This is a genomic window from Streptomyces atratus, assembly GCF_900119365.1.
Taxonomy (GTDB): domain Bacteria; phylum Actinomycetota; class Actinomycetes; order Streptomycetales; family Streptomycetaceae; genus Streptomyces; species Streptomyces atratus_B.
The window spans coordinates 15,397-41,532 of record NZ_FPJO01000010.1; the positions used below are offsets into that span (position 1 = coordinate 15,397).

Consider the following 26,136-nt stretch of genomic DNA (forward strand, 5'->3'; position numbering starts at 1 on the left):
GCGCTGATCGCCAGATACGTCCGTGGAACACCACCGGCAGCGCGCGGATCTGCAAGCTGCGACACCTGATGGTGCCCGCAATTGATGGAGGACCTACGTGGTCACGAGACGGCGTGTCGTGCAGGCGGCGGTCGGCGGAATGTGTGCGCTCCTTCCAGCGGCCTCCGAGACTCCGCGCCTCCTCGAGCCCAGCGGCAAGGGCATTCTGGATCCGGAAGAAGTGGACAAGTACGTCACGCCGCTCGTCGTCCCGCCCGTCATGCCGCAGGCCCGGGGCAGCCTCGCTGATCACATCGACCACTACGCGATCGGCGTGCGACAGTTCCAGCAGCAGGTGCTGCCCTCCGGCCTGCCGGCGACGACCGTGTGGGGGTACGGATCGACTCTGCATACGCGCAGCTTCCACTACCCCGCGTTCACCATCGAGGCCCGTGCTGGAACACCTGTGCGGGTGAGGTGGAAGAACCAGCTGATTGATCGCAAAGGCCGATACTTGCCGCACCTGCTGCCGGTCGATCCCACACTGCACTGGGCAAACCCTCCGGGCGGAGCTTCGGCCCGGGACTCACGTCCCGGATTCCGCTCGACACCCGGACCGTACTCGGGCCCGGTGCCGATCGTGACGCACCTGCATGGCGGGCGGAACTCGGAGGAGAGCGATGGCTACACCGAAGCCTGGTACCTTCCCGGCGCGCTTGACCTTCCTGCGGGATACGCTGAAGTCGGCTCGTTCTACGAGGAGTTCAAGGGAAAGTTCGAAGACCGGTTCGGCGACGCCTGGGGCCAGGGGGACGCCGTGTTCCAGTACGCCAACGCGGAGAGGGCCTCGACCTTCTGGTTCCACGATCACGCCCTGGGCGTCACGCGGCTGAACGTCTACGCCGGACTGGCAGGGTTCTACCTTCTGCGAGGCGGACCTGCGGACCTTCCAGTCGGGGTATTGCCCGGTCCCGCGCCCCGGGCCGGTGATCCGCCCGGCCGGAAGTACTACGAGATCCCTCTCGCCATCCAGGACCGCTCGTTCCACGTCGACGGCAGCCTGTTCTACCCGGCCGGACGCACTGCCTTCGACGGATTCAGGGGCCCCTACATCCCGGACAGCGACATCCCCCCGATCTGGAACCCCGAGTTCTTCGGCAACACGATGGTGACCAACGGGAGAACCTGGCCGGTCCTTCAAGTCGAACCGCGCCGCTACCGGTTCCGGCTTCTCAACGGATGCAACTCGCGGTACCTGATCCTCAAGATCGTCACCCGCCCACTCGCCCACCGCCCCGCGGCCGCCGCCCTCCCCTTCTGCCAGATCGGCAGCGAGGGAGGCTTCCTCCCCACGCCCGTACGGCGCGACCAGGTGCTCATCGCTCCCGCCGAGCGCGCCGACGTGATCGTCGACTTCGCATCCGTACCGGTCGGGACCGAGTTGTATCTCATCAACGAGGGCCCCGACAGAGCATTCCAGGGCGGGAAGGCAGGTACGGACTACTCCCCGGCAGACCCTGCTACCACCGGGCAAATCATGAAGTTCGTCATCGAAACACTCACCACACCGGACACGACCGTGCCACCCTCCCAGCTGTCGCTTCCGCCGTTCGAACCGTTGGGAAAGGCGAGCCGTATCCGACGACTTTCCCTCAGTGAGCAGAAGTCCGCTTCGCTGCCGCACGTCGGCCCCCGGCAAATGCTGCTCGGCACCCTGGACCGGAACGGGGCTCCCGTGCCGATGCGCTGGGACGACCCCGTTACGGAGAGTCCGGCCCTGGGCGCGACCGAGATCTGGGAGATTCACAACCTCACGAAGGACGCACACCCGATCCATATCCACGAAGTCCAGTTCCAAGTCCTCGACCGGCAACAGGCCGGCCGTGCCGCCCGGCCCCCCGAGCCGTGGGAGAACGGGTTCAAGGACACAGCAGTCGCCTACCCGAGTGCCGTGACGAGGCTGAAAGCGACGTTCGACCGGGCAGGCCGGTTCGTCTGGCACTGTCACATGCTCGAACACGAGGACAACGAAATAATGCGCCCTTACACCGTCGGATGACGGAGGTTCTGCCCCTCTCCTGTGTCTCGGAGTGCTCCCCTCAAGTGAGATCAGCCAGAGCCGGAATCGTGGGCAGGTGGGCTGTCGGGTGCATCCTGCGCACAGCGGTAGCCCCGCACCGCGGCAACGCCCCGCCGATGCCCGGCCGCAGCCGGAGTCCGGGGCCGGGAACGACAGGGCAGCACCGGGCACCTTCGCGAGGCCCGCGCCGACGATGGGCTGTCCCGCAGCCGCGGAACCGTGGACGGCTGATCACTCGCTGGCACCTCACTCACACGGAGACCAGTCAGCCGTACACCGACGACTGGCATGGCGATCTCATGGGAGGAGTCGGATGGAACGGAACCGTTGCGCGGACCTGCTGCGTGTGTGTGCGATCGGTGGGGTGGTACTGGGCCACTGGCTGCTGGTCAGCATCATGTACCGGAGGGGGCATCTGTCTGGCCTTGACGCTCTTCAGCACGTCGGCTGGGGCCGCTGGTTGACCTTGCTGCTGCAGGTCATGCCGGTGTTCTTCGTGGTCGGCGGGTATGTCAACGCCGTCTCCTGGACGGCTCACCAGCAGCGGGGGGAAGGCTGGACCAACTGGATGCGCGGCCGGATGCTGCGGCTGCTGTGGCCGACGACGGTGTACGTCGTGGCGGGCGCGCTCGCCGTCGCCGTGGCCCGGATCGCCGACGTGGACAAGGCTGCTCTGGCCCGCGCCGGGTGGCTTGCCGCCCTGCATCTGTGGTTCCTGCCCGTCTACCTGCTGCTGATCGCGCTTACCCCGCTCCTGCTCGCCGCGCACCGGCGGTGGGGACTGGCGGTACCTGCGGTGATGGCCGTCGCAGCCGTGGGGGTGGACGCCCTGGTGCTCGGCCCTCACCTGCCACTGATCGGCTTCGCGAACTATCTGCTGGTGTGGGGGACGATGCACCAGTGGGGGTTCGCGTGGCAGGACGGCACGCTCACGCGTCCCCGGTGGCGCTGCGGGATGCTGGCCGCCGGAGGAGCCGTGCTCCTCACCGCTCTGGTGGTCTGGGGTCCCTTCCCCATCGACATGATCGGGACGGGGGCGCGGGTGGGCAACACAACCCCGCCGTCGATTGCCCTGCTGGCGTTCGCCGCTACCCAGACGGGACTGCTGCTCGCGGTCGAACCGGCCGTTGAGCGCCTGCTCGCCCGCCCGTGGCGATGGCGGCTGGTCTCCCGCCTCAACCGCACGGTCATGACGGTCTACTTGTGGCACATGACGCCGGTCATCATCGTGGCCGTCACGCTCTACCCCACCGGCGTCATGCCCCAGCCGAGCATCGGATCGGCTCAGTGGTGGGCCCTGCGCCCGGCGTGGATCACCCTCCTGACAGCTCTGCTGGTACTCCTCACCGTGGGTGTGATGCGGGCCCAGCGGCCGCTGCGTCTGCTGCCCGCGGGACTGGGAGCGGCCGGGTGGTGGTCGCCGGTGCTGGTGCTGTGCGCTCTGGGAGCCATCGTGCCGGCGTTGGTCAGGCTGGCCGTCTGCGGATTCGCCCCAGGCGGGCACGTGCCTGTGTTGTTGCTGGCAACCTACGCCTGCGGCTTCTTGGCAGTTTTGTGTTCGGGCCGCCCACCGGCAGGGCGAAGGGGCTGAGTACCGGCGACGATCAGCACGGCGGCCGCGAGGACCTGCTCCGCACCCCGGTGCGACTTCCGCGAGCGCGCGGGCAGCCGAGAAGGCCGCGTCTCGGGCAGCGCACCGGGGTGCGGCGGCACACGGCGCATGACGGCGGTCGCAGTGACGGCCGCATGGCCACAAGAGCAGTGCCGATCAGACGTGGTGGCATGGGACGGGGGAAGTGAGGGTGACGAAGCGGCCAACGTGGCGGCGGATGCGACGGTGCCCAGGATGCAGCCGCGGGGCCGGCTGCGGGGCGGGGCCGACCCCGTAGAATCGGTGTCGTGCACAGGAGTGCGCTGCTCAACGCGCCGATCCGAGACGATGCCGGGATTCGTGAGGAGATTGAGTCGAGGATCCTCGCTGAGCACTTCCCGTCTGCGCGGAACGCCATCGAGGTCACCGTGCGCAACGGGGTGGTGAACGTGAGTGGCCGGATTGCGGAAGCCGATGTCCCTCGGCTCCTTGCGGCAGTCGAGGCCATCGATGACGTGACGGAAGTGGTCGATCACCTGAACACCGTCACTGGGTGAGGCCGGAGTCTCGACTCCTGTCGACGTCACCCTGCCCGACGGGGTCTGTGCAAGATCTGCCAAAGCGGTGCGCTGCTCGCCGCGAACGTAGGGAACCCTGAGAGTGAACTGTTTTCGACAAGGTGAATGAGAGCCGCCAAGGCAACAGGAATGGGCGCGGGAGTCATGGTTTCGGCCATCCACGCTGATCACGTGCGAATCTCCGCGAAAGGGTGGGCACAGATGGAGCACGCAGCCAGTTCGCGCCTACCTGCTGCCGGTAGAACCCGCATGCAGCGAGATTTCTGTCGCGATCCATTCGGTAAGCGGCTCCACGATGGCTGCGACGGGTGCTGACAGGCCGGTGCCCAGGCTGCTGTCGGCTCCCTCGACGGCGTAGACGACCAGTTGACCGGGCAGGCGGTCCAGCTGGCGGGCGAGTTCGACGGCATTGCCGAGCCCGAGCCCGTGGGAACTCGTCGCAGTGCCTGTCTGCGACAGCTGCCCATCATCCACTTTCAGGCGATGCAGCCGACCGGGACGCTCTGGGTGTGCGTGTGCGGCGTCCACCACGATGGCGAGGTCGGCGTCTTCCCACAAGGTGATCAGACGGGCGGGGTCGCCGTCGCATACCAGAAGGGCGGTTCCACTCGGCAGTGGCCGTTCCTCGGCCCATTCTGCCAGCTGGGCCACGACGGCCCAGCCCACACCGTCGTCGTGGCGGAACTCGTTCCCGACGCCGATGACGGCGATCCGCGTAGTGAGGTTCACTCGTTTACCCCTTCCCGCCGCACAGGCCCGCCAGTTGTACCGGGTCCGCTCGGGGTCCGTACGGGGTGACGTAGACAGCCACCTGGACCACGCAGGGGCCGGGCGGCCCATGCCGGACAGCAGGTCCGTGCACATACTGGCCGGGCAAGCATCATCGGCGGCGTCGGAAGGTTGGCGATGGCGGACGACGGCGGCATGGCCGCGGTGATCGGCAAGGACGGTCTGGAGGCGCTGATCACGGTCCTGGCCGGGCGTGGCCGTACGGTTGTGGGACCGACCGTACGCGACGGGGCGATCGTCCTGTCCGAGATCTCCAGCGGTGCGGAACTCCCCTACGGCTGGGGAGTCGAGCTGGAGGCAGGCATCTATCGGCTTCGTGCCCGCGAGGACGGTGCCGTGTTCGCGCACAGCGCGGGCCCTCAGTCCTGGAAGACGTTTCTGCACCCGCCGCGGGAACGGCAGTGGACAGCCGATCGCGGTGCCGACGGCGAACTGATGGTGACCGAGGACCGGACGTCACCGCCATCGTACGCGTTCCTCGGTGTGCGCCCCTGCGACCTGCGGGCCATTGCGATCCAGGACCGGGTTCTGACCGGCGGGATGTACAGCGACCCGGCGTATCGCGGGCGTCGTGAGCGGGCCTTCCTGGTGGCGGCGGAGTGCACCGAGCCGGGTGCGACCTGCTTCTGCGTGTCCATGGGCACCGGGCCGGCCGTGGGGCCCGGCTACGACCTGGCGCTGACCGAGGTGCTCGATTCCGACGGCCACCGCTTCTTGGTGCGGATCGGGAGCGAGGAGGGAGAGTCGGTCCTGGCCGAGCTGCCCCGCCGTCCCGCCGACGCCGCGACTCGGACCGCGGCGAGTGAGCGTGTCGCCGACGCGGCGGATCGCATGGGTCGCAGCATGCCCCTGGTGGACCTGCGGGTGCTGATGCGCGAGACACTCACGGCCGAGCGCTGGGACGACGTCGCGGCTCGCTGCCTGACCTGCGGAAACTGCACCATGGTCTGCCCAACGTGCTTCTGCACCACCACCGAGGACGTCACGGACCTCACCGGTGACCACGCCGAGCGGTGGCGGCGCTGGGAGTCCTGCTTCGACCTGGACTTCTCCCACCTGCAGGCAGGTCCGGTCCGCAACTCCTCGCGCAGTCGCTACCGTCAGTGGGCCACCCACAAACTCGGGACCTGGTATGACCAGTTCGACAGTTCCGGGTGCGTCGGCTGCGGGCGCTGCATCGTGTGGTGCCCGGTCGGTATCGACATCACCGAGGAGGCCCATGCGCTGAACCTGGAACGGGAGGCCCCTCAGCAGGAGCCGGGGCAGGGCCCGTCATGACCGTTGTTCGCCACGGGTTTCTCGGTGCTCTCTCGCCCGGCCACCGCAAGCGGCTGGCCACGTTCGGCCACGACGTCTCCTTCCCCGGTGGCACCCGCATTTTCGACGAGGACGGTGTCGCCGACCGGTTCTGGATCATCCGTTCCGGGCTCGTCGCGCTGGACGTGCACGTTCCGGGCCGACGCGAGGCAGTCCTGGAGACCCTTGGTGAAGGCGATCTGCTGGGCTGGTCCTGGTTGTTCGAGCCGTACCGCTGGCACCTCGGCGCGCAGGCCCGCAGCACCGTGTCGGCGTTCGAGTTCGACGCGGAGCGGGTCCGAGCCGCGTGTGAGGAGGATCCGTCGTTCGGCCTGGCGTTGACCAACTGTGTTGCGCAAGTGATCGCACGGCGACTGAAGTCCACCCGTATCCGCCTGCTCGACCTGTACGGGCCTTCCGACGCCGGTGAGTCGTGATGACGGCAGCCGCACCATTGACTGCCCGGCCGGGAGCTGCCCCTGTTCCGTACCGGGTGGCGGAACGCGAGGCGGAGACGCCCGACACCGCCACGATCGTCCTGGAACCGGTCCGCTCGGCCCTGCAGCCCTTCGCTCCTGGGCAGTTCGCGATGGTGTACGCCTTCGGCGTCGGCGACATCCCGTTGTCGGTCTCCGGGATCGACGGACGCCGGCTGACGCACACCGTCCGCACGGTCGGAGCGGTCTCCGGGGCGCTGAACGGGCTGCGGCGTGGCGACACGGTCGGAGTGCGCGGTCCGTTCGGCACCGACTGGGAACTACCCGCCGCAGCCGGGAAGGACCTGCTCGTCGTGGCTGGAGGTATCGGTCTGGCACCGCTGCGCCCGCTCGTACGCGACGCGCTCGCCGCACCAGAGCGTTACGGACGGCTCAACGTTCTCATCGGAGCGCGCACACCCCACGAACTGCTGTACACCGGGGACGTTCGAGGCTGGCAGTCGGCTGCCAGGATCTTGACCACGGTGGACCGCGCGGACCCGCCGTGGCAGGGCGAGGTCGGCGTCGTCACGACCCTGCTCGACCGGGCCGCCTTCAGCCCCGGGGCGTCGGCCGCGTTCATCTGCGGCCCCGAGCCGATGATTCGGGCCGCCGCCGGCGAACTGGTACACCGCGGCGTCGATCCGGAGCAGATCCGGGTCTCGCTGGAACGCAACGTGCACTGTGCCACCGGCCACTGCGGACACTGCCAGCTCGGCCCCCTCCTGCTCTGCCGCGACGGCCCCGTCATCAGCTGGACCAAGGCCCAACCCCTTCTCATGGTCAGGGAGTTGTGACATGCCGCCGAGCGACCGCCCGAAACTCGCCGTCTGGAAGTTCGCCTCCTGCGACGGATGCCAGCTCACGCTGTTGGACTGCGAGGACGAACTCCTCGGCATCGCCGAGAGGGTGGAGATCTCACACTTCCTGGAGGCTTCCAGTGCCGACGCACCGGGCCCGTACGACCTGTCGCTGGTCGAGGGATCGGTGACCACCCAGCAGGACATCGACCGGATCCGGCACATCCGGACCGTCTCCAAGCGGTTGGTGACCATCGGGGCGTGCGCAACCGCAGGTGGAATCCAGGCGCTGCGCAACTACGCGGACGTCGCCGACTTCCAAGCTGCCGTCTATGCCAGACCGGACTACATCGAGACACTGGCCACCTCCACACCCATCAGCGCCCATGTCCCGGTGGACTTCGAGCTGCGCGGCTGTCCCATCGACCGCGGCCAACTGGTGGAGGTCATCACCGCCTACCTGGCCGAACGCAAACCCGACGTACCCGCGCACAGCGTCTGCTTCGAGTGCAAGCAGCGCGGCACGGTATGCGTGACGGTGGCCCACGGCACGCCCTGCCTGGGTCCGGTCACCCACGCCGGATGCGGTGCGCTCTGCCCCGCGTACGGGCGCGGCTGCTACGGCTGCTTCGGCCCGTCCAACTCGACCAACTTCCCCTCGTTCATCCCCCTCCTGCGCCGTGACGGCATGAACACCCTCGACGTGGTGCGGGTGCTGCGCACCTTCAATACCGCCGCTCCCGAGTTCGACGCGGCCTCCCGGAAGGAACTGGAAGGGTGACCCCCCGCGGCTCAAAGGTGTTGAAAGTCGGATCGCTCGCCCGCGTCGAGGGAGAGGGCGCACTGTACTTGCGCGTGGATGGCGGCGAGGTTGCAGAGGCCCGGCTGGCGATCTACGAACCGCCGCGCTTCTTCGAGGCGTTCCTGCGCGGACGTTCCTACACCGAGCCGCCCGACATCACCTCCCGGGTGTGCGGGATCTGCCCGGTCGCGTACCAGATGAGCGCCTGCCGAGCGATCGAGGACGCCTGCGGCGTTGTCGTGGGCGGGCAGTTGGCGGCGCTGCGCCGACTGCTCTACTGCGGTGAATGGATCGAGAGCCAGACACTGCACATCTACCTCCTCCACGCGCCCGACTTCTTCGGCTGCGACAGCGCCATCGACCTCGCACGCACCCGGCGCGCCGACATCGAACGCGGCCTTCGGCTCAAACAAGCCGGCAACGCGATCGTTGAACTGCTGGGCGGCCGGGCGATTCATCCGATCAATGTCCGCCTCGGTGGCTTCCATCGCGTCCCGGCCACGGCCGAACTGCGCCCGTTGGCCGAGCGGTTGCGCCGGGCCCGGGAGGATGCGGCCCAAACCGTACGATGGGTGGCCGGCTTCGAGTTCCCCGACGCAGGGTGCGACAACGACCTGTTCGCCCTGTCCGAGCCCGGCACCTACGCCATCGAATCCGGCACCCCGACCGTCATGGCCGCGCCACACACCGCCGGCCTTTCCCCCGAATCCGACCGTGCGCTGCCCACCCGCACCTTCGGGGCCCACGACTTCGGCGCCCACGTCACCGAGAGCCAGGTACCCCACTCCACCGCCCTCCACTCCCTGCTGGACAACCGCCGCCATCTCACCGGCTCACTCGCCCGGTACGCCATCAGCGGCCGCTGGCTGTCCCCGATTGCCCTCCAGGCCGCCCACGACGCCGGACTCGGCGACCCCCGGCAGGGCACCGTCTGTCGAAACCCCTTCCGCAGCATCATCGTCCGAGCCGTTGAGGTGCTCTACGCGGTCGACGAGGCACTGCGGATCATCGACGCCTACGAACCCCCGCCGCACCCCTACGTCGACGTGCCCTCACAAGCCGGCACCGGGCACGGGGCGACTGAAGCGCCGCGCGGTCTCCTGTACCACCGCTACACCCTCGACTCCGAAGGGAACGTCACCGACGCCATCCTTGTCCCGCCGACCGCGCAGAACCTGGGTGCGATCGAGGAGGACCTCCGCCGCCTCGTGCAGGAACGCCTGGGAGACGGAGACCTCACCGACGCGGAGCTGACCGCTCTGTGCGAACGGGCGGTCCGTAATTACGACCCGTGCATCTCATGTTCGGCCCACTTTCTCAACCTCGGCGTCGAGCGAACCTGAAGGCCGACGAAGGAGGTGTGTGTGAATCGATGAGCCACCTCACCGATCACGCGTCGGCCGCCGCGCCGACGTAGTTCGTTGCGGCTGTACTGCAACAGCAATGGCGGATCTCTTCCTGCCCACCAGCAGGGGTGGTGCTCTTGACGCTCGTTCAACCGGGCGCGGCCGAGTCACCCGACGCGGAGTCGATTCCTCCGGCGCGGAGCAACTGGTTACCGAGGCCGACCAGGGCCCGGCCGACGGCGAACTCGTCGCCGATCTCGGGAACGGGTGTGTCGTGAGGGTTACGCTGAGCGGAGGTCCGACTCTGCAGGGTGGTATCGCCGGTGTCGAGGACGGCGTGAACCTTGGTGAGGTCACCTTCCTCGAAGATGTCCAGACGTACGCTCCACTGCTTGCTGTGTGGCTTCTCGGTGCTGGTGTGCCGGCCCATGGCCAAGACGTCCTTCCGTTGAATCGGCAGGCTGCTGGGAACACGGTCGCCATTAACCGCTGTCGGCCGACTGCACGACGGTGAAGCGCTCCCGGCTCCCAGATCCGGCGCGACAACGATCCTTCTCGAATTGCTCTGACCTCCATACTGCGCCGTGTGAGCTGTTCCGGACTTGGGCCTACTGGCCCACAGAGTGTGCTGGACAGGTCCGTCCGGCACATCCTTGCGGGCCTGTCCCGCGAGCACGCCTTGCGGAGCCCGTCCCAAGACAGGGGACTCACGCGGCCTCCCGTGCCTGCTACGGACGGCGTGTCATCGGGAGTGCGGTCTTTTGTCGGCGTGCTTTGAACCGTGACCCCCTATCGGTCGATGAAAAGTGACCCCTTCCGTGATCAAGTGATCAGTCTGGCTCCATGGGAGTCAGGTGGAAGAGGTGATCGGTGGGGAGGACTGGGCTGAGATCCGGCGGCTCCACCGTGCGGAGGGTATGTCGATCAAGGGGATCGCGCGGCATCTGGGGATCGCCCGGAACACTGTGCGGCGGGCCGTGGCCAGCGACGATCCGCCGAAGTACCGGCGGGCGCCGAAGGGCTCGATCGTGGACGCGGTGGAGCCGGCGATCCGCGAGTTGCTGGCGGAGTACCCGCGGATGCCCGCCACGGTGATCGCCGAGCGGATCGGATGGGAACGGTCGTTGTCAGTGCTGAAGCGGCGGGTTCGGGAACTGCGGCCGGTCTACCTTCCGGCGGACCCGGTCTCGCGGACGGCGTATCAGCCCGGCGAGCTGGCCCGGTGCGATCTGTGGTTCCCGCCAGTGACGGTCAGGGTGGCACCGGACATTTCGCTGCGACGTTCTTCGCGCCTCCGGGCCCGGGGCGGTTTTCGCGGTGTGCGAACCAGCGCGGTGGCGAGGTCCGGAGCGACATCCGCGGCGCCTGTCCGGGCCGGTCGCCGTCCCCGGATGCTTCTCGGCGTGGGGCTACTACCGTGAAGGTGTGACCCCGGCGCGCCGCGCGCGGGTCACGACGGAGGCACCGTGGGCGACAACGGCGACAAGGGATCTGGTGACTGCGGAGAGGCGCACCGTCGGCTGGGTGCGCTGCCGGGCGATCTTCAGGAGCGGCTGGACGCGGTGAGGAGGGGGCCGGCGGAGGCGGCTCTGCTGCTGGATGCCGTGATGTCGGTGGGCAGAGGGCTCGATCTGCCCCAGGTGCTGCGGCGGATCGTCGAGGCCGCGGTTGTCGTGGCCGATGCCGAGTACGGGGCGCTGGGAGTGGTCGGTGAGGGGACCCGGCTCACGCAGTTCCTGCCGGTGGGCGTCACGGGGGAGCAGTGCGAGGCCATCGGCCCCCTGCCCGAGGGGCACGGCATCCTCGGTGAGCTGATTTGTCACCCCGAGCCGTTGCGGCTGGTGGAACTCTCCGAACATCCGTCGTCCTACGGTTTTCCGCCGAACCATCCCCCGATGCACTCGTTCCTGGGGGTTCCCGTCCGGGTTCGCGACAAGGTGTTCGGCAATCTGTACCTGACGGAGAAGCGGGGCGGCCGGGGCTTCGACGCCGAGGACGAAACCGTCCTGTCGACGCTCGCGGTGGCGGCGGGAGTGGCCATCGAGAACGCCCGTCTGTACGCGGAGACGCGGGACCGTCAACGCTGGCAGGAAGCCAACAGCGAGATCGTCGCGGCTCTGCTGAGCGGGGCGGACGAAGCACACGTCCTGCGGATGATCGTTGATCACTCCTCACGCATCCTCGCCGCGGATCTCGGTGTGCTGGCACTGCCTGCGGCCGTGCAGGGGAAGTACCTCCGGGTGGCACAGGCGTCCGGGCTGGATGCCGGGACACATCGCGGTCTGGTCCTGCCGCGGGCGGGTTCGTTCGCCGGTGCCGCCCTGGACGCGGGCGAGCCGATCACCAGCCTCGATGTCGAACACGATCCGAGGATCACCGGGGGCCCGCCACGGTGGACGGGGCTCGGCCCCGCTGTCGCGGTTCCGATGGTCACGGGGGAGCGGACCCGTGGGGTGCTGCTGCTGGCCCGGGTACGGGGGCGTCCCGCCTTCACCGATGCGGAGACCGCGCCGCTGCTGGTGTTCGCCGGACAGGCGGCTCTGGCGTTGGAGCTCACCGAACGGCGCGAGTCCGCCGAGCAGATCGCCCTGCTGGAGGAACGCGACCGTATTGCCAGGGATCTGCACGACCTGGCCATTCAACGGCTGTTCGCCACCGGGATGACGCTGCAGAGCGTGGTGCGGCTCGTGGAACAGCCACAGGCGAGCGAGCGGCTGCTGCGCGCGGTGGACGATCTGGACGAGACGATCAAGATCATCCGGTCCACCATCTTCGGACTCCGCGCCAGTGACTCGGGCCGGGTCGGCCAGGGGCTGCGTGCCCGGACGGCGGCCACGGTCGAACGGGCCGCCCGGACCCTGGGCTTCCAGCCGTCGCTGCGGATGGGAGGGCTGATCGACACGGACGTGCCGACCGGGACCGCCGAACAGGTGATCGCGGTGCTCGGCGAGGCGCTGAGCAACGTCGCCCGCCATGCACGGGCGACGGCGGTGGACATCTCGCTGGTGGTGGGAGAGGGCGAGGTGAACCTGGTCGTGTCCGACAACGGTGTGGGCATGCCCGGGCACATCGGTTCCCGCAGCGGGCTCGACAACCTCGCACGGCGTGCGGGAAAACTCGGCGGTCACATGGATGTGGGGGAGTCCGCACAGGGCGGCACCAGGCTGAGCTGGCGGGTGCCGTTGCGACTCTCCTGATGCCGTGCGGGGTGCCTCGAGGAGCCGTACGGCCAGATCCGGTGGTGCCCGGCACCGGGCGCGGAGGTATCCGTGGCGTGCGCGGCTCCATCGTGTGCCGCCCGGGGCGCACGATGCTTGGGCCGACCGGCCTGGTTCCGCGACCCGCTCAGCCCATGCTGCGGGCCGCACGGGATGGCCAGGATGGTGGTATCCGCTCCTGCTGCGGGCTTCGCGATGCGCTACGGGCAAGCGGCGGTGCAGCAGGGGAATGAGGCCGGATCATGACTGAAGAAGAGCCCCCTGGAGCAGGCCGAGAACCCGGCGGGTCCAGTACCCGTGGGCTGCCGGTCCGTGCCTCGGATCGGATCCAGCGCTGGGGCAGGGTGCTCCTGGTTGTGGTCTTCCTGCTGGCGGCACCCTTCGCATCGGTTGCCACAGGCCGTGCGGTGCACAATGCCGAGATCCGCCGTGCTGCCACACTCTCCGACACGACGAGAGTCGAGGCTCGGCTCGTCTCCGATGCCGGCGGCCCCGCGGCGGATGCCAGAGCGCAGTCACTGGTGCGCGCCTCCGTCCGGTGGACACAGCCCGACGGTCACGTGCGCACGGCGGTGGTCAGTGTCTGGGCGGGCAGCCGGGCCGGAACCGCGGTCCCGATCTGGACCACTGCTCAAGGTGCGGCCACCAGCAGGGCACCCGCGACACCCGGCGAAGCCGTTGCGTCCGCATGGATGACGGCAACAGTGACGTTCGCGCTGGCGACGGGACTGCTCGCCGCAGTGTGGAAGGCCTTCACGAAGTTGGTGGACACCATCAGGTGCAGGGGGTGGGAGAAGGAGTGGGACGAGGTGGAAGCCGAGCTGTCCGAACAGTTCCGAAATCGCTAGCGGACCGGCATACGTGACTCCGAGGAGAGACCAGTCCACGTCGGCGCCCGAGAACGGCTCCGGAGGCAGCAGCAGCGGATGGCCGGGGCGGCCGAGGTCGCCGCTCGCGGCGAGGGTGTGGCCGTCTTCGAGGGTCAGGTGGGCCCAGGCGGAGCCGAGGATGTGCCCACCGTGATGCAGGACGAGCCGGGCGCCGGCCATGATCTCGATCTCGCTGCCGACCTCGACGGGGTCGAAGAAACTGACGGTGGTGTCGACATCGGACTCGTCGTAGAGCGGTTTCGCGGGCCGGTGCTTGGACCAGCCGTGTTCGTTGGCGTGCTGGGCCGCCTCCATCTGCAGGCGCGCGCTGTCACGGAGCACGATCTCCGCGAGCCTGGAGGTGTGGGCGGTGGTCAGGATCGGTCCTCGGAAGTCGTGCCGGACCAGTCGGGGCAGATAGCCGCAGTGGTCCAGGTGGGCATGGGTGATGACCACGGCGTGGATGGACGATGCGTCGCACGGCAGCTTCGCCCAGTTGCGGCGGCGCAGGTCCGCGAAACCCTGGAAGAGGCCGCAGTCGAGGAGGATCCGGGCGTGATCGCTCTCGATGAGGAACTTGCTGCCGGTGACGGTCCGGACGCCGCCGAGGAAGCGCAGCAGCGCGGGTCTCGTCCTGGGCGCGGCCAGGTGTGCTTCTGCCTCGGACATCGCCGCCCCCTTCTTCGGTGGGCGGCAGCGTCTTCACCATCACATTCCCGAATCCGGGGCGGGAGGGGCCCGAAAGGCCCCCGGGGGGACCGACCGGCCCATGTGGAGCGGGCCCGCGCCGGGTCAGCCTGAGGGAGAACCTCACCGGGGGACACAGGAAGAGGTGCGTCATCGTGAAGGCACTTGTTTTTCAGGGCCCGGGACAGATTGCGTGGCAGGACGTTCCGGACCCTGTGGTCAAGGGCGCCGACGACGTGGTGATCCGCGTCGATGTCGTCACCATCTGCGGGACCGACCTGCACGTCATCAAGGGCGACGTGCCCGAGGTGACCCCTGGTCGGGTGCTGGGGCACGAAGCTGTCGGCACGGTGGTCGAGGCCGGGGCCGGCGTCCGTACGGTCCGGCCCGGTGACCGTGTCCTGATCTCGTGCATATCCGCGTGCGGCCGGTGCCGCTTCTGCCGTGAGGGCCACTACGGGCAGTGCCGCGGTGGCGGCGGCTGGGTGCTCGGCCACACCGTCGACGGCACCCAGGCCGAATACGTACGGGTGCCGTTCGCCGACCTGTCCGTGCACCCTTTGCCGGCCTCGGTCGACAGCCATGACGGCGTGCTGCTCGCCGATATTTTTCCGACCGCCTACGAGGTCGGGGTGCTGAATGGCGGCGTACGGCCCGGCGACACCGTCGTCGTGGTCGGCGCAGGCCCCATCGGACTCGCCGCCATCATCGGCGCCGGCCTCTACAGTCCCGGGAGGATCATCGCCGTCGACCTTGCCGAGTCCCGGCTGGCCGCCGCACGCTCCCTGGGCGCGGATGCGACGGCGGGCGCGGCCGAAGAGCCCGGACAACTCGTCGACGACCTCACCGAGGGTCTCGGCGCCGACGTCGTCATCGAAGCCGTCGGCGTCCCCGAAGCCTTCGAGATGTGCACCCGCATGGTCCGGCCCGGAGGCCGTGTCGCGAACATCGGCGTCCACGGCAGGCCGGCGACGCTCCACCTCGAAGATCTGTGGAGCAAGGACATCACCATCACCACGGGGCTGGTCGACACGTACTCCACGCCCATGCTGCTGGGCATGCTGGCCGCCGACCGGCTGCCGTCGTCATCACTGATCACCCACCGCTTCGAGCTCGGGCAGATGGAAGAGGCCTATGACGTGTTCTCCCGTGCCGCGGACACCGGTGCGCTCAAGGTGGTGCTGGGAGGACCGCAGCACAACGAGATCATCGCCCCGGCTCAGCCATGAGCACGGAATGGACTTGGGACTTCAACGGATACGACCCCAAGAAGGAGCGTACTGTCGAGGCTCTGTGCACGCTCGGCAACGGCAGGTCCGCCACCCGCGGGGCCGCGCCTGAGTCAACCGCAGGCACCGCTCACTACCCAGGGACTTACGCTGCCGGGTGTTCCAACCGGCTTTCCTCGAACGTCGCAGGAGAAAAAGTCTGCAACGAGGACATGGTCAACCTGCCCGACTGGTCGCGCATGCGTTACCGCTGCTTGCCGGACGACGGGCCGGCAGGGGAGTGGCTCACGCCTGACGACCCGAGCGTGCGGTGTTGCAGTGCCTCGCTCGACCTGCGAGGCGGCATCCTCACACGCCACTTGTTCTTCCAGGACGGTCACGGCCGCCGACTCGGCGTCACCCACACCAGACTCGTTCACATGGGCGACCCGTATCTCGCCATCCAGAGGACCGCTTTCCACGGGTACGGCTGGAGCGGGGTGATCGAGGTCGAGTCATGATTGACGGCGACGTCATCAACGGCGGCGTCGAGCGCTACCGCGGCCTGGACAGCCGCCACCTCACCGGGCACCGCGCCGGGGTGGAAACGGACGGGTGGCCTGGCTGTCCTGCCGGACCCGTTCGTCCCGGATCCGGATCGCAATCGCCGTCAGGACATCATCGCGGCCACTCGTCGCCGTGGGGGCGAGCTGCACGGAGACCCAAACGGCCCAGAGACTCAGGCTGCCGCTCTCCCGCGTGCACTGCGCGGCCGTCGTGAAGCGCGCCGCCCTGCACACTTCGCTGGATCGACCTCCGGGGGACCCCCTCTCACCAGCCGTCGAGCACGTGTCACATGCGCCGACGTTCGCTGCATTGCTCACATCCCACCGTGCCGTTCGGGAACGTCTGTGGAGCCAGGGCGAACTGAAGATGCCCGGCGAAGCGGGTCGCATCCTCCGGCTTCATCTCCTCCACGTCCTGCAGACCCTCTCCCCGCACACGGCCGAACTGGACGTCGGAGTGCCCGCCAAGGGCCTGCACGGCGAGGCCTACAGAGGGCCTGTCTTCTGGGATGAGCTGTTCGTGCTGCCGTACATCACCCTGCACTTTCCGGAGGTGGCGAGGGACCTTCTCATGTACCGGCACCGCCGGCTGCCGGCGGCACGCTCCGCAGCCCTGAAGGCGGGCTTTCGAGGAGCGATGTTCCCCTGGCAGAGCGGTAGTTCGGGTGTGGAGGAGAGCCGATCGCGACCGCTACCGCATCCGCGGTGTGGTCGGCCCCGACAAGTACCACGACGCCTACCCCGAGGCCGCTGCTCCCGGGATCGACGACAACGCCTGCACCAACGTGACCGCGGCCTGGGTGCTCGCATGCGCACTTGAGGTGTTCGACTGGCTGCCTGCGGCCCGTCGGCGGGAGCTGGCTGAACGACTCGGCCTGGACGACGGGACGCTGAACCGCTGGGAGGACATCTCCCGCCGTGTGTATGTGCCGTTCCACGGCGGTGTGATCAGCCAGTTCGAGGGCTATGGCGAACTGGCCGAACTGGACTGGGACGCCTACCGCTCCCGCTACGGCGGCATCCGCCGCCCCGACCGGATCCTGGAGTCCGAGGGAGACACGGTCAACCGCTACCAGGCATCCAAGCAGGCCGACACACTCATGCTCGGCTATCTCTTCCGCCCCGCCGAGCTGCGGGCCCTCTTCGACCGTCTCGGATACCGCCTCAATGACGAGGTATGGCGCAGGACCGTCAGCTACTACCTGACGCACACCAGTCACGGCTCGACCCTCAGCAGCCTGGTGCACGGCTGGGTGCTCGCTCGCGAGAGAGGCCCGGATGCCTGGCGATACTGCGAGGAAGCCCTGCTCAGCGACGTGGCGAACACTCAGGGTGGCACCACCGGCGAAGGCATCCACCTCGGTGCCGTGGCTGGCACCCTCGATCTCGTCGAACGGAGCCTCGCGGGTCTGGAGGCAGGCCCGGACGGCCTCCGCATCGACCCAACCCCGCTCCGCGAGATGCCACGCTGCACGTTCACATTTTGTTACCACGGACACCGGGACATCCGTGTCCGCCTCCTTCCGGTCCGGTTGGGGATTCGTGTTCCGCGCTCCCGGCTCACTCCCCCTCTGCGCGTATGTCTGCCCGGTGAGCGGCTGGTGACCGTGGCCGCGGGCGAGCAACGTCGGTTCCGTCTGCCCGTGCGCTGACCTCTTGCGGATTCCGTGTGGCCCGCTGCGACAACGAGGGCCGGCACAGCGCGCGCCCGACGGCCACGAGCCCGAGAATGAAATTAGCCCTCAGCTGGTTCCGGAGGTGCATGGTGTGAACGCCGTACATGGACAGCGACGGACCTCGGTCGTGGGTTCCGAGCGGTGGGTCAAGCCCGATCGCCTCTTCGACAGGGATGACGAATGGGTAGCCCTGATGTCCTTTTCGAGCGATCCGCATCCGGGAACGGGCCTGGGCGTCGTCATGGGGCGCCCTCACCAGGGCAAGACGCTCCTGCTGGAATCTGTGGCACGAGCCACAGGAGGGTTCTATTTCTGTGGCCAACAAGCCACCGAAGCCGAGTCCTTGCGCAGGGTGGGCGAGGAGTACGCGCGATACCGTCGGGTCGCACAGCCCAGCCACTGGCGTGATTGGAAGGAAGGCCTCGACGCCATGCTGGCGTTGGGTGACACCAGGCCACTGCCCGTCATCATCGACTCGTTCCCCGACCTCGTGGCGGCGAGCCCAGCCTTGCCGTCCGTCATCCACGGTGCCCTCCGGCACCTCGACAGACCGCCGCTGGAAAACCGTGCGCGGCTGCTGCTCGGTGGTGAGACCGCACCGGTCATGACCCGGCTGTTCGCCTCATCCTCGCCATTGCTCGCCCTTGCCGCCCTGAAGCTCGACATCCAGCCCATGGACTTCCGCGGGGCAGCGCGATTGTGGGGCATCGACGACCCGAGGCTCGCCTTTCTCGTCTACACGGTCGTCGGCGGTACACCCGCCTACCGACACGACTACGTCGGCGACGACGTTCCCGTCGATCGTGACGACTTCGATGCCTGGGTCTGCCGCACCGTCCTGAATCCCCGCACGCCGCTGTTCCACGAGGCCCGCCATCTCCTCGACGAGGAGACCGGGCCCTGGAGCTGCGGGGCTTGCCACTCCGTACTCACCGCCCTGGCCAGAGGTTGCACGACCCACGGCGAGATCGCCACCTTCCTGGGACAGCAGCTCGCCGACGCCTCACGCGCCCTGGCCGTCCTCCGCGACCACGGTCTGCTCCAATCGCAGACGGACGGACTGCAGCCGGGGATCACACATCACCACATCACGGACCCGCTCCTCGCGTTCGAACACGCCGTGGCACGCCCGCGCAGGGCCGCTCTGGAACAGAGTGACGCCGAGACGGTGTGGGAGGACGCGCGAACCGATTTCAACACTCTCGTCGCGGGGCCCCGGTTTGCTCAGGTCTGCCGGGACTGGGCGGCCCGCTTCGCCAACCCGGCCACCTTCGGTGCCGAACGTGGCACGGCGTCGTACGGCTCCCTCAGCAACCCATCGACAACTGCCGGGCTCGATGCCGAGGTCGTGGTCCGCCGACGGAACGGCCACATGAGAGGCCCTCTTCTCTCGGTGGGGCTCGCACGATGGCATACGGGCATGGACATCCACCATCTGCAACGCCTGAGGCGGATACTGGACGCGCTCGACTCCCGTGAAGATCTCAGCCGCGTCCGCCTGGCCCTCTACGGTGCTTCGGGATTCAGCCCCGAACTCCACGCGGCGCACGCTCGCGGTGAGGTTCTGCTCGTTGATCTCGAAGACCTGTACCGAAGTGTTTAGGTACGCCTCTTCGCGAAGTCGTCGTGGTCTGAAAGCCACCAGATCCGAGCCGACCCCCGGCCATGGGCCGTTCGGTCCCTCTCAGCTATGGCCCACTCGGCACTGCGACGATGACGTTTCCAGGGCGATCGTGGAAGTCGGATGCTTTTCCGGGCTCCGCCTCCCGAAGAGGTGACAGCGATGCAGCGCATCCGGACCCAGATCGGGCCGAGAAAGCCCCGCAAGCCCGCGCAGCTGGATTGGCGAACCCCGTCCGGTCGGCCGATGCCCTACTGAAGCCCGCGGACATCGCACATACGGCGGAGGACATTATGGCAATGACTCGACGCGTCGTACCCTTCGCGGAGTTCGGCCGACAGGATGTCGGCCGTGTCGGTGGCAAGAATGCCTCGCTGGGGGAGATGACCGCGCACCTGGCCGCTGCGGGGGTGCGGGTGCCTCCTGGCTTTGCGACGACGGCGGACGCGTACGCGGAGTTGCTCGACAGCCACGGGCTGCGTGCAGGGATCGCCGCGCAGATTGAACGTCTGCACACAGGGGCCGTGCTGGACGAGGTGGGGGCGGCGATCCGGTCGATGATCATGGCCGAGCCGCTACCGGCCGGGTTGCGGGCCGAACTTGTCTCCACGTACGAGCAACTCGCGCGCGACCAGGGCCGTGACGATCCTGAGGTCGCCGTGCGAAGCAGCGCCACCGCTGAGGACCTGCCCCAGGCGAGTTTCGCAGGCCAGCAGGAGACCTACCTGAACGTGCGCGGGCCCGCCCAGCTGCTCCAGTCCTGCCACCGCTGCTATGCCTCCCTTTTCACCGACCGTGCGATCGACTACCGGGAGCGGATGGGATTCGACCACCTCTCGGTCGCTCTCTCCGTCGGCGTCCAGATCATGGTCCGCTCCGACCTCGCGGGCGCCGGCGTGATCTTCACCCTCGACCCTGAGAGCGGCTTCCCCGAGGTCATCGTGGTCAGCGCGGCGTGGGGCCTGGGCGAGACTGTCGTCAGTGGCCAGGTCGACCCCGACGAGTACACCGTTTTCAAGCCGAGCCTGAAGGACCCGGCACTGGATCCTGTGATCGATGTACGGATCGGAGCGAAGCGAAAGAAGGCGGTCTATGGACAGCACGGACTGACCCGGACCGCCGACACGACCTGCGAGGAGCGCTCGCGACGTGTCCTGGCAGATGCGGAAGTCCGACTGCTGGCCGAATGGGCGATGACTGTAGAAGAACACTACGGATGCCCCATGGACCTGGAATGGGCCAAGGACGGCCTGACTGGAGAACTGGCGATCGTCCAGGCCCGCCCCGAAACAGTGCAGTCCCGCCGCCGTACGACGACGCTACGCCGATGCCGCCTGACCGCCACCCCGCGGCAGAGCCTCATTGAGGGCATAGCGGTCGGCGAGGCCATCGGCTCAGGCCCGGTCGTTGTCCTCGACTCGCCTGTGGATCTCGACCGCTTCCCGACCGGCGGGGTGCTTGTCACGGGCATCACTGACCCCGACTGGGAACCCGTCATGAAGCAGGCTTCCGCGATCGTTACCGACCATGGGGGCCGGACCTCGCACGCTGCCATCGTCAGCCGCGAACTCGGCGTCCCCGCCGTCGTCGGCACCGGCAGGGCCACCGAGGTACTGCGCGACGGCCGGAACGCGACCGTCTCCTGCGCCGAGGGGACCCGTGGCCGGGTCTACGCGGGACTGCTGGCCTACGAGGAGCGCGAGACCGATCTCACCGAGCTTCCTGCCACCCGGACCCGTGTGATGCTCAACCTCGCCGACCCGTCCGCCGCCTTCCGATGGTGGCGCCTGCCCGCCGACGGTGTCGGACTCGCGCGCCTGGAGTTCATCGTCGCCCACCAGGTCAAGGCTCACCCCATGGCACTGCTGCACCCAGAGCGAGTGGATCGGCACGACCGCTGCGCCATCGAACAGCTCACCGAGGGCCACCTAGACCGCGGCCAGTACTTCATCGACCGGCTGGCCCACGGAGTGGCACGCATCGCCGCGTCCCGCTGGCCCGACCCGGTCGTCGTACGGACCAGCGACTTCAAAACCAACGAGTACGCGCGGCTGCTGGGCGGCCGGTCCTTCGAACCGGTCGAGGCGAATCCCATGATCGGCTGGCGCGGCGCGAGCCGCTACTACAGCGACGGCTACCGCGAAGGATTCGCCCTGGAATGCCGGGCACTGCGCCGGGTTCGCGACGAGATGGGACTGACGAACGTCGTCGTCATGATCCCCTTCTGCCGCACCCTCGAAGAGGCCGACCGGGTTCTGGACGTCATGGCGGAGCAGGGCCTGCGCCGGGGCGAGCACGGCCTCAAGGTGTACGTCATGGCGGAGATCCCCTCCAACGTCATCCTGGCCGAGGACTTCGCCGAGCGCTTTGACGGTTTCTCCGTCGGAAGCAACGACCTGACCCAGCTCACCCTGGGCGTCGACCGCGACTCCGAAGCCCTCGCCCATGTCTTCGATGAGACCGACCCCGCAGTCACGCAGAGCATCCAGTTGCTTGTCCCGCGCGCCCACCTCGTCGGCCGCACAGTAGGCCTCTGCGGGCAGCGGCCCAGCGACGACCCCGCCTTCACCGAATTCCTGGTGAAGGCCGGCATCGACTCGATATCAGTGGCACCGGACAGCTTTGCCGCAGTGAAGCAGCACGTGGCTGCTGCCGAACTGGACCCGCAAAGGGGGGACCGAACGGTCCCATCCGGGACCCGGCAGCCCCAAGCGGGCATGTCGCCCGGCGACGGCAAATGAAAACAGACACCACACAGAGGCGCCGTTGAGGCGCCGGAAACGGAGGACACCGTGTCCGGAAGCCAGATGGAGCGCAGGCGCAGTATTTTCCCGGACCTCATCGACTGGTTCGGAAGCGACTTTCCCCGCTTCCCGACGTGGCGGCCCATGCCTCACGTGAAGTCCCAGCGGCGGGGGCTCACTTCACCTCCCGAGCGAAACAGGCGGCTGCCCGGCGCAGGATCTCGCGCTCCAGCTGCCACTCCTGCTCGGCCTTGAGCAGCCGGGCGTTCTCCACCCGCAGCCGAGCCAGCACCTCGGCCGCGCTCACGCTGCCGTCGCGGCCCTCGGGCGCGGCCTGAATCCTGTCCTTGCGCACCCACGTCCGCAGCGATTCCGCGGTGATGCCGAGATCTGCGGCCACCGCCCGTATCTGCTTGTTCGTCAGCTCGGCGAACCATCGCTCCACCAGGTTGAGCCAGGACGATCCGATGGGTGCGAAGTGCAGGTGGAAGCGTGGGTGTGCCAGCAGCCAGGTACAGCTCGCCGCCGACGACGTTGACGTTCTCTGGCTTCGTGTCGGCGGTCGTAGTGGGCTCTGGCGCCGAGTGGGGAGAGGGCGGAGAAGGCCAAGAGGTAGCCAGCCGCGGCGAGACGCTGGTTCTTGACCCGGCGGGCCATGGCAGAGAGGCTTGTGCGTGCCGGGCGCACGGTGCTCTGCCACAGGCCATGGGCACGTCGCATGCGTCGCGCACGTGCTGAGTGGTCTCGCTTGAGGTCCTCATGCGTGCTGCCCGGCGTGCAGGGGCCGCAGCGTGAGCGTGCCGTCGGGCCCGCCGTCGACGCGGGTGCCGAACTCCCGGCTGTGTCGGTCGAGGACGGCGCGCAGCCACTCGGTGTCCTCGGGTGAGGCGTGTTCCAGTCGCATCCTGCGTGCCTGCAAGGGCACCATCCGCGCGTCAATCAGGCGGCCGGTGTCCGCCTCCACCGAGACCAGGTACAGCACCCGCAGGTCGTCCCGGTAGCTCTCGTAGCCGCCGATGCCTTCATAGTCGTCGACGAGGTCGCCGCAGCCGTACAGGATGAACTTGTCCCGGTACACCTCCAGCGGGCGCGGGTGGTGCGAGGAATGTCCGTGCACGACGTCCACGCCTGCGTCGAGGAGCGCGTGGGCGAAGCGGACCTCGGAGCGGGAGACGTCGTAGCCCCAGTTGGGGCCCCAGTGGACCGAGGCGACTGTGATGTCTCCCTGTTGTCTGACCTGCCGAAGACGGTCGGCGAACGCGAACGCGGCGGCCGCCGAAGGCTCCGCGAGCACGTTGACACCGGCCCGCTGCCCGGTGGCAGCCCAGTTCTTCGGGATCCCGCTGGACGGCATCCCGAAGGAGAAGACCAGCACCCGCCCGCCGGCGCCCAGGGGTACGATCGCCGGCTGTCTCGCGCGCACCTCGTCCCGGCCTGCCCCCGCCGTCCGCAGTCCCGCATCCGCCAGGGCGTCGAGCGTCTCGTGGAGGCCGCGTGGGCCGAAGTCGAGCGCATGGTTGTTGGCCAGCGCGCAGACGTCCGGCCGGGCCGCGGCCAGGCACGGCAGGTTGGCCGGGCTCATCCGGTAGTGGACGTCCTTGTCGGGCGCGAAGTCCCCGTCACTGGTGACGGCGGTCTCCAGATTGACCACCCGTACGTCCGGCGCGGCGTCATCCAGGACCTGCAGGGCCACGCCCCACGGCCAGCGGAAGCCGACCGGCCGGGGGATCGGCCCGTTCGCCACCTCCGCCAGGTCGACGTAGGCACGGGCGTCGCGGATGTATGCCTCCCGCAGCGCCGGGTCACCGGGGTGCGGGAGGATCTGATCGACGCCCCGTCCGAGCATCACGTCCCCGCCGAGGAACAGGGTGACCACACCCTCATACACCCTCCCACGCTAAAGCCGTCGCGGGCGATGCGCGAAGGATCCGCGCGACGGGGGCGCCACGCGGCTGTGCGTGCGCGGTGCGCAGGAGCCCTGCGGCCGGCGAACCGGCTCCTGATGGAGGGCGTGGTGAGCGCGGGCAGCATGGTTGCCTCAGGTGCCGCGGCAGGTCGTCGAGGCGGCGGTCGCACTGGAGGACGCCGAGTACAGGACGCTCGGAGTGATCGGCGAGGACCACGAGCCGACGGAGTTCGTACCGGCATGTTCGAACCCGTCGAGCACATCGGCGGGAAGGTCGCCTGATCGCAGGGTCTTGACCTCACGCTCACCACGCTCCTGTCCTGCAAGTCCACGAACATCGGGATGGAGTCGGTCATCAAGCCCGGCGAAGGCACTGACCCGCTCGCGCCTGGCTGCCATGGAGCGGAACTGTTGGAAATGCCCGGGATGAGCGCCGCCTCTGTTCTGCTGGTTGCCCGGCAGGGTGATGTCGACCTCGCCTCCGACTGGGCGGCGGGCATGTTGCCTCCGGTTACGGCGAATGTGCACCTCAACCGCGCCAAAGTTCTGCGCGGTCGGCGGTACCAGGTCGGCGTCAGCGACGGTCCCCCCAGCAACAAGGGTGCAGCGATGATGGAGCAGGCGGCGCTGTTCAGGGTCCGTGGCCGGATCCCCGGACCACGACGACAGGGCACGGGGCATGCTGCACGCAGTGCTGGCCGACCGACCCCAGAAGTGCCTCGTTGAATCCACCGTGCCCCCGGTTGCCTACAACCAGCAGGCGTGCTCCTGCAGCGGCATCGAGCAGGACGGCAGCCGGGTGCCCGTGGGCCGAGATGGGGCGGAGGTCGACCGGCCGTGCCGGGCCCGGGCCGAGGGCCTCGTCGATCGCCTGATCCAGGATCTTGCGCGCCTGCTTCTGGTAGTCAGCCGGATCCTTGTCCGTGGGCGGCGCCAAGCCATACCAGGCTGTCGGAAAGTCCCAGGCAATAGTCGCGTCGACCACGCCACCCATCAGCTTCGCCTGGCCGACCGCCCACCGCAGGGCTGCCTTCGACGGTTCGGAGCCGTCGACGCCCACCACAATCCGCGGAACTGATGTTGCTTCGTCGCTCATCACGCACCTGCCCGGTCGCGCTTGGTGTCCCGTTCTCACCATCCCTGCGGCAGCCTCGTGCCGCCACCGCAACAGGGCGTCGATGATGTATGCGGACGGCGGTCGACCGTGCCCCGCAGCTCTCACACTGGCCCAGCAGCGCCTGTCCACACGACACCAGGCCATGCTCGGGTCACCGACCTCGAAGACCTGAGCGTCGATGACCCGCGGTTCAACGACACGATCGCGAAGCTGAAGTTCGAGGTCGCCTCCCACGGGCGCGAGGAAGAACACGAACTGTTCCCGAAACTCGCAGCCGTCCTCCCGCCCAAGACGCTGGACGAACTCGGCCGGCTGGTGCGCCGGGCCAGGAAGACCGCTCCCACCCGTCCCCATCCCTCGCTCCTGAACTGTTGGGGAGAGGCTGCCGGTTGCGGCGCGCCGCTGCCGCCAGAGCAGCCAACTCTCACCTCCGGATGCAGTGAGGGTGCCGTGCCATCGAGCCTGCACCGTGCCGGTCGGTGCACGCAGTCAGCTAAGGATACGGGTACGTACCCGTATCTTTAGGGTACGACGATGTCTGATGCCAATGTCCGTATCCCCGAGGCGGCCAGGGACCGGCTCGCCGCGATCGCGGCTGCTGAGGGGTTGTCGCTGCGTGCGTATCTGGCGCGGCTGGCCGAGACCATGCTCACTCCGGCTGAGCGGGCTGAGCGGGCTGAGAAGGCCAGGGCCGCACTGAAGGCGTGGAATGGCTACGCGCCCACTGGTCCGAGCCTGGACAGTGAGCTGGACCGGCGCCTGGCCCGGGTGACGGCCCGGTGAGCGA

Annotated in this window: 19 protein-coding genes and 4 pseudogenes; 16 read left to right on the plus strand and 7 right to left on the minus strand. The window is 68.4% G+C overall.

The window, feature by feature from the left end; genetic code table 11:
• Positions 1 to 97: 97 nt before the first annotated feature.
• The 3 genes from BT364_RS18465 to BT364_RS18475 all read left to right on the plus strand — a co-directional run bounded on the left by BT364_RS18465 (position 98) and on the right by BT364_RS18475 (position 4,207).
• Positions 98 to 2,038, plus strand: coding sequence for a multicopper oxidase family protein (locus tag BT364_RS18465; RefSeq protein ID WP_218172442.1), 1,941 nt, complete (start codon positions 98 to 100; stop codon positions 2,036 to 2,038).
• 334 nt (positions 2,039 to 2,372) lie between these two features.
• Complete coding sequence (locus tag BT364_RS18470) at positions 2,373 to 3,650, plus strand: acyltransferase family protein (RefSeq protein WP_072486289.1); 1,278 nt, start codon at positions 2,373 to 2,375, stop codon at positions 3,648 to 3,650.
• A 308-nt stretch (positions 3,651 to 3,958) separates the two neighbouring features.
• Positions 3,959 to 4,207 carry a BON domain-containing protein gene (locus tag BT364_RS18475; RefSeq protein WP_072486290.1) on the plus strand — a complete coding sequence of 83 codons (249 nt, stop codon included), beginning with the start codon at positions 3,959 to 3,961 and terminating at the stop codon, positions 4,205 to 4,207.
• 246 nt (positions 4,208 to 4,453) lie between these two features.
• Here BT364_RS18475 and BT364_RS18480 read toward each other — a convergent pair whose 3' ends face one another.
• On the minus strand, positions 4,454 to 4,957 hold the full coding sequence (locus tag BT364_RS18480; protein ID WP_072486291.1) for a hydrogenase maturation protease: 504 nt from the start codon (positions 4,955 to 4,957) through the stop codon (positions 4,454 to 4,456).
• 177 nt (positions 4,958 to 5,134) lie between these two features.
• Here BT364_RS18480 and BT364_RS18485 point away from each other — a divergent pair, with 177 nt between their 5' ends.
• The 5 genes from BT364_RS18485 to BT364_RS18505 are packed head-to-tail and all read left to right on the plus strand — an operon-like array spanning position 5,135 to position 9,734.
• Positions 5,135 to 6,295 carry a 4Fe-4S dicluster domain-containing protein gene (locus BT364_RS18485; RefSeq protein WP_072486292.1) on the plus strand — a complete coding sequence of 387 codons (1,161 nt, stop codon included), beginning with the start codon at positions 5,135 to 5,137 and terminating at the stop codon, positions 6,293 to 6,295.
• A complete protein-coding gene (locus tag BT364_RS18490; RefSeq protein ID WP_072486293.1) occupies positions 6,292 to 6,750 on the plus strand; it encodes a Crp/Fnr family transcriptional regulator in 459 nt (152 codons plus the stop codon). Before BT364_RS18485 ends, BT364_RS18490 begins: the two co-directional genes overlap by 4 nt.
• Positions 6,750 to 7,586, plus strand: a complete 837-nt coding sequence (locus BT364_RS18495) for an FAD/NAD(P)-binding protein (protein WP_072486294.1) — start codon at positions 6,750 to 6,752, stop codon at positions 7,584 to 7,586. The genes BT364_RS18490 and BT364_RS18495 overlap by 1 nt, the downstream gene beginning before the upstream one ends.
• Position 7,587: 1 nt before the next feature.
• The gene (locus BT364_RS18500; RefSeq protein ID WP_072486295.1) at positions 7,588 to 8,370 is read left to right on the plus strand and encodes an NADH-quinone oxidoreductase subunit B family protein; all 783 of its coding nucleotides are present in this window, start codon (positions 7,588 to 7,590) and stop codon (positions 8,368 to 8,370) included.
• Positions 8,367 to 9,734 carry a Ni/Fe hydrogenase subunit alpha gene (locus BT364_RS18505; protein ID WP_072486296.1) on the plus strand — a complete coding sequence of 456 codons (1,368 nt, stop codon included), beginning with the start codon at positions 8,367 to 8,369 and terminating at the stop codon, positions 9,732 to 9,734. Before BT364_RS18500 ends, BT364_RS18505 begins: the two co-directional genes overlap by 4 nt.
• A gap of 151 nt (positions 9,735 to 9,885) precedes the next feature.
• Here the strand turns inward: BT364_RS18505 and BT364_RS18510 are convergent, their stop codons facing one another.
• Positions 9,886 to 10,167, minus strand: a complete 282-nt coding sequence (locus BT364_RS18510) for a dsRBD fold-containing protein (RefSeq protein WP_072486297.1) — start codon at positions 10,165 to 10,167, stop codon at positions 9,886 to 9,888.
• Positions 10,168 to 10,600: 433 nt separating this feature from the next.
• Here BT364_RS18510 and BT364_RS18515 point away from each other — a divergent pair.
• The 3 genes and pseudogenes from BT364_RS18515 to BT364_RS44590 form a co-directional block, all read left to right on the plus strand.
• Positions 10,601 to 10,996 (plus strand): annotated as a pseudogene (locus BT364_RS18515) (helix-turn-helix domain-containing protein); the annotation flags it as partial.
• Between the two features lie 207 nt (positions 10,997 to 11,203).
• Entirely contained in the window at positions 11,204 to 12,934 is a 1,731-nt protein-coding gene (locus BT364_RS18520) for a sensor histidine kinase (RefSeq protein WP_072486298.1), read from the plus strand.
• Positions 12,935 to 13,197: 263 nt separating this feature from the next.
• On the plus strand, positions 13,198 to 13,803 hold the full coding sequence (locus tag BT364_RS44590) for an Rv1733c family protein (RefSeq protein ID WP_442759021.1): 606 nt from the start codon (positions 13,198 to 13,200) through the stop codon (positions 13,801 to 13,803).
• A 120-nt stretch (positions 13,804 to 13,923) separates the two neighbouring features.
• Here the strand turns inward: BT364_RS44590 and BT364_RS44595 are convergent.
• Positions 13,924 to 14,493, minus strand: a pseudogene (locus BT364_RS44595) (MBL fold metallo-hydrolase); the annotation flags it as partial.
• 173 nt (positions 14,494 to 14,666) lie between these two features.
• On the opposite strand from BT364_RS44595, the gene BT364_RS18530 reads away from it, so the two are divergent.
• The 4 genes and pseudogenes from BT364_RS18530 to ppsA all read left to right on the plus strand — a co-directional run bounded on the left by BT364_RS18530 (position 14,667) and on the right by ppsA (position 22,323).
• Positions 14,667 to 15,740, plus strand: coding sequence for an alcohol dehydrogenase catalytic domain-containing protein (locus tag BT364_RS18530; RefSeq protein WP_072486299.1), 1,074 nt, complete (start codon positions 14,667 to 14,669; stop codon positions 15,738 to 15,740).
• Positions 15,737 to 17,937: pseudogene (locus BT364_RS18535) on the plus strand (glycoside hydrolase family 65 protein). The gene BT364_RS18530 and the pseudogene BT364_RS18535 overlap by 4 nt, the downstream one beginning before the upstream one ends.
• Positions 17,938 to 18,088: 151 nt before the next feature.
• Positions 18,089 to 19,564, plus strand: coding sequence for an AAA family ATPase (locus BT364_RS18540; protein WP_072486300.1), 1,476 nt, complete (start codon positions 18,089 to 18,091; stop codon positions 19,562 to 19,564).
• Between the two features lie 317 nt (positions 19,565 to 19,881).
• Complete coding sequence (gene ppsA, locus BT364_RS18545; protein WP_256260031.1) at positions 19,882 to 22,323, plus strand: phosphoenolpyruvate synthase; 2,442 nt, start codon at positions 19,882 to 19,884, stop codon at positions 22,321 to 22,323.
• A gap of 158 nt (positions 22,324 to 22,481) precedes the next feature.
• Here ppsA and BT364_RS41600 read toward each other — a convergent pair.
• The 4 genes and pseudogenes from BT364_RS41600 to BT364_RS18560 all read right to left on the minus strand — a co-directional run.
• Positions 22,482 to 22,726 (minus strand): annotated as a pseudogene (locus tag BT364_RS41600) (IS3-like element ISRhosp1 family transposase); the annotation flags it as partial.
• Between the two features lie 357 nt (positions 22,727 to 23,083).
• Positions 23,084 to 24,214 carry a CapA family protein gene (locus BT364_RS18555; RefSeq protein WP_072486302.1) on the minus strand — a complete coding sequence of 377 codons (1,131 nt, stop codon included), beginning with the start codon at positions 24,212 to 24,214 and terminating at the stop codon, positions 23,084 to 23,086.
• Positions 24,215 to 24,364: 150 nt separating this feature from the next.
• Entirely contained in the window at positions 24,365 to 24,913 is a 549-nt protein-coding gene (locus BT364_RS40980) for a hypothetical protein (protein ID WP_143166510.1), read from the minus strand.
• Complete coding sequence (locus BT364_RS18560; protein WP_072486474.1) at positions 24,864 to 25,328, minus strand: universal stress protein; 465 nt, start codon at positions 25,326 to 25,328, stop codon at positions 24,864 to 24,866. Before BT364_RS18560 ends, BT364_RS40980 begins: the two co-directional genes overlap by 50 nt.
• 555 nt (positions 25,329 to 25,883) lie before the next feature.
• Between BT364_RS18560 and BT364_RS18565 the strand changes: the two genes are divergently transcribed.
• Positions 25,884 to 26,132, plus strand: a complete 249-nt coding sequence (locus BT364_RS18565; RefSeq protein ID WP_072486303.1) for a hypothetical protein — start codon at positions 25,884 to 25,886, stop codon at positions 26,130 to 26,132.
• The last annotated feature ends 4 nt before the right edge of the window (positions 26,133 to 26,136 follow it).

Excerpts from the sequence above, each read along its gene's own strand:
- BT364_RS18560 (WP_072486474.1), bottom strand. The coding sequence starts at position 25,328 with ATGAGCGACGAAGCAACATCAGTTCCGCGGATTGTGGTGGGCGTCGAC.
- BT364_RS18565 (WP_072486303.1), top strand. The coding sequence starts at position 25,884 with ATGTCTGATGCCAATGTCCGTATCCCCGAGGCGGCCAGGGACCGGCTC.
- BT364_RS40980 (WP_143166510.1), bottom strand. The coding sequence starts at position 24,913 with ATGCCCCGTGCCCTGTCGTCGTGGTCCGGGGATCCGGCCACGGACCCT.
- BT364_RS18500 (WP_072486295.1), top strand. The coding sequence starts at position 7,588 with ATGCCGCCGAGCGACCGCCCGAAACTCGCCGTCTGGAAGTTCGCCTCC.
- BT364_RS18470 (WP_072486289.1), top strand. The coding sequence starts at position 2,373 with ATGGAACGGAACCGTTGCGCGGACCTGCTGCGTGTGTGTGCGATCGGT.
- ppsA (WP_256260031.1), top strand. The coding sequence starts at position 19,882 with ATGACTCGACGCGTCGTACCCTTCGCGGAGTTCGGCCGACAGGATGTC.
- BT364_RS44590 (WP_442759021.1), top strand. The coding sequence starts at position 13,198 with ATGACTGAAGAAGAGCCCCCTGGAGCAGGCCGAGAACCCGGCGGGTCC.
- BT364_RS18485 (WP_072486292.1), top strand. The coding sequence starts at position 5,135 with ATGGCGGACGACGGCGGCATGGCCGCGGTGATCGGCAAGGACGGTCTG.
- BT364_RS18490 (WP_072486293.1), top strand. The coding sequence starts at position 6,292 with ATGACCGTTGTTCGCCACGGGTTTCTCGGTGCTCTCTCGCCCGGCCAC.
- BT364_RS18510 (WP_072486297.1), bottom strand. The coding sequence starts at position 10,167 with ATGGGCCGGCACACCAGCACCGAGAAGCCACACAGCAAGCAGTGGAGC.
- BT364_RS18495 (WP_072486294.1), top strand. The coding sequence starts at position 6,750 with ATGACGGCAGCCGCACCATTGACTGCCCGGCCGGGAGCTGCCCCTGTT.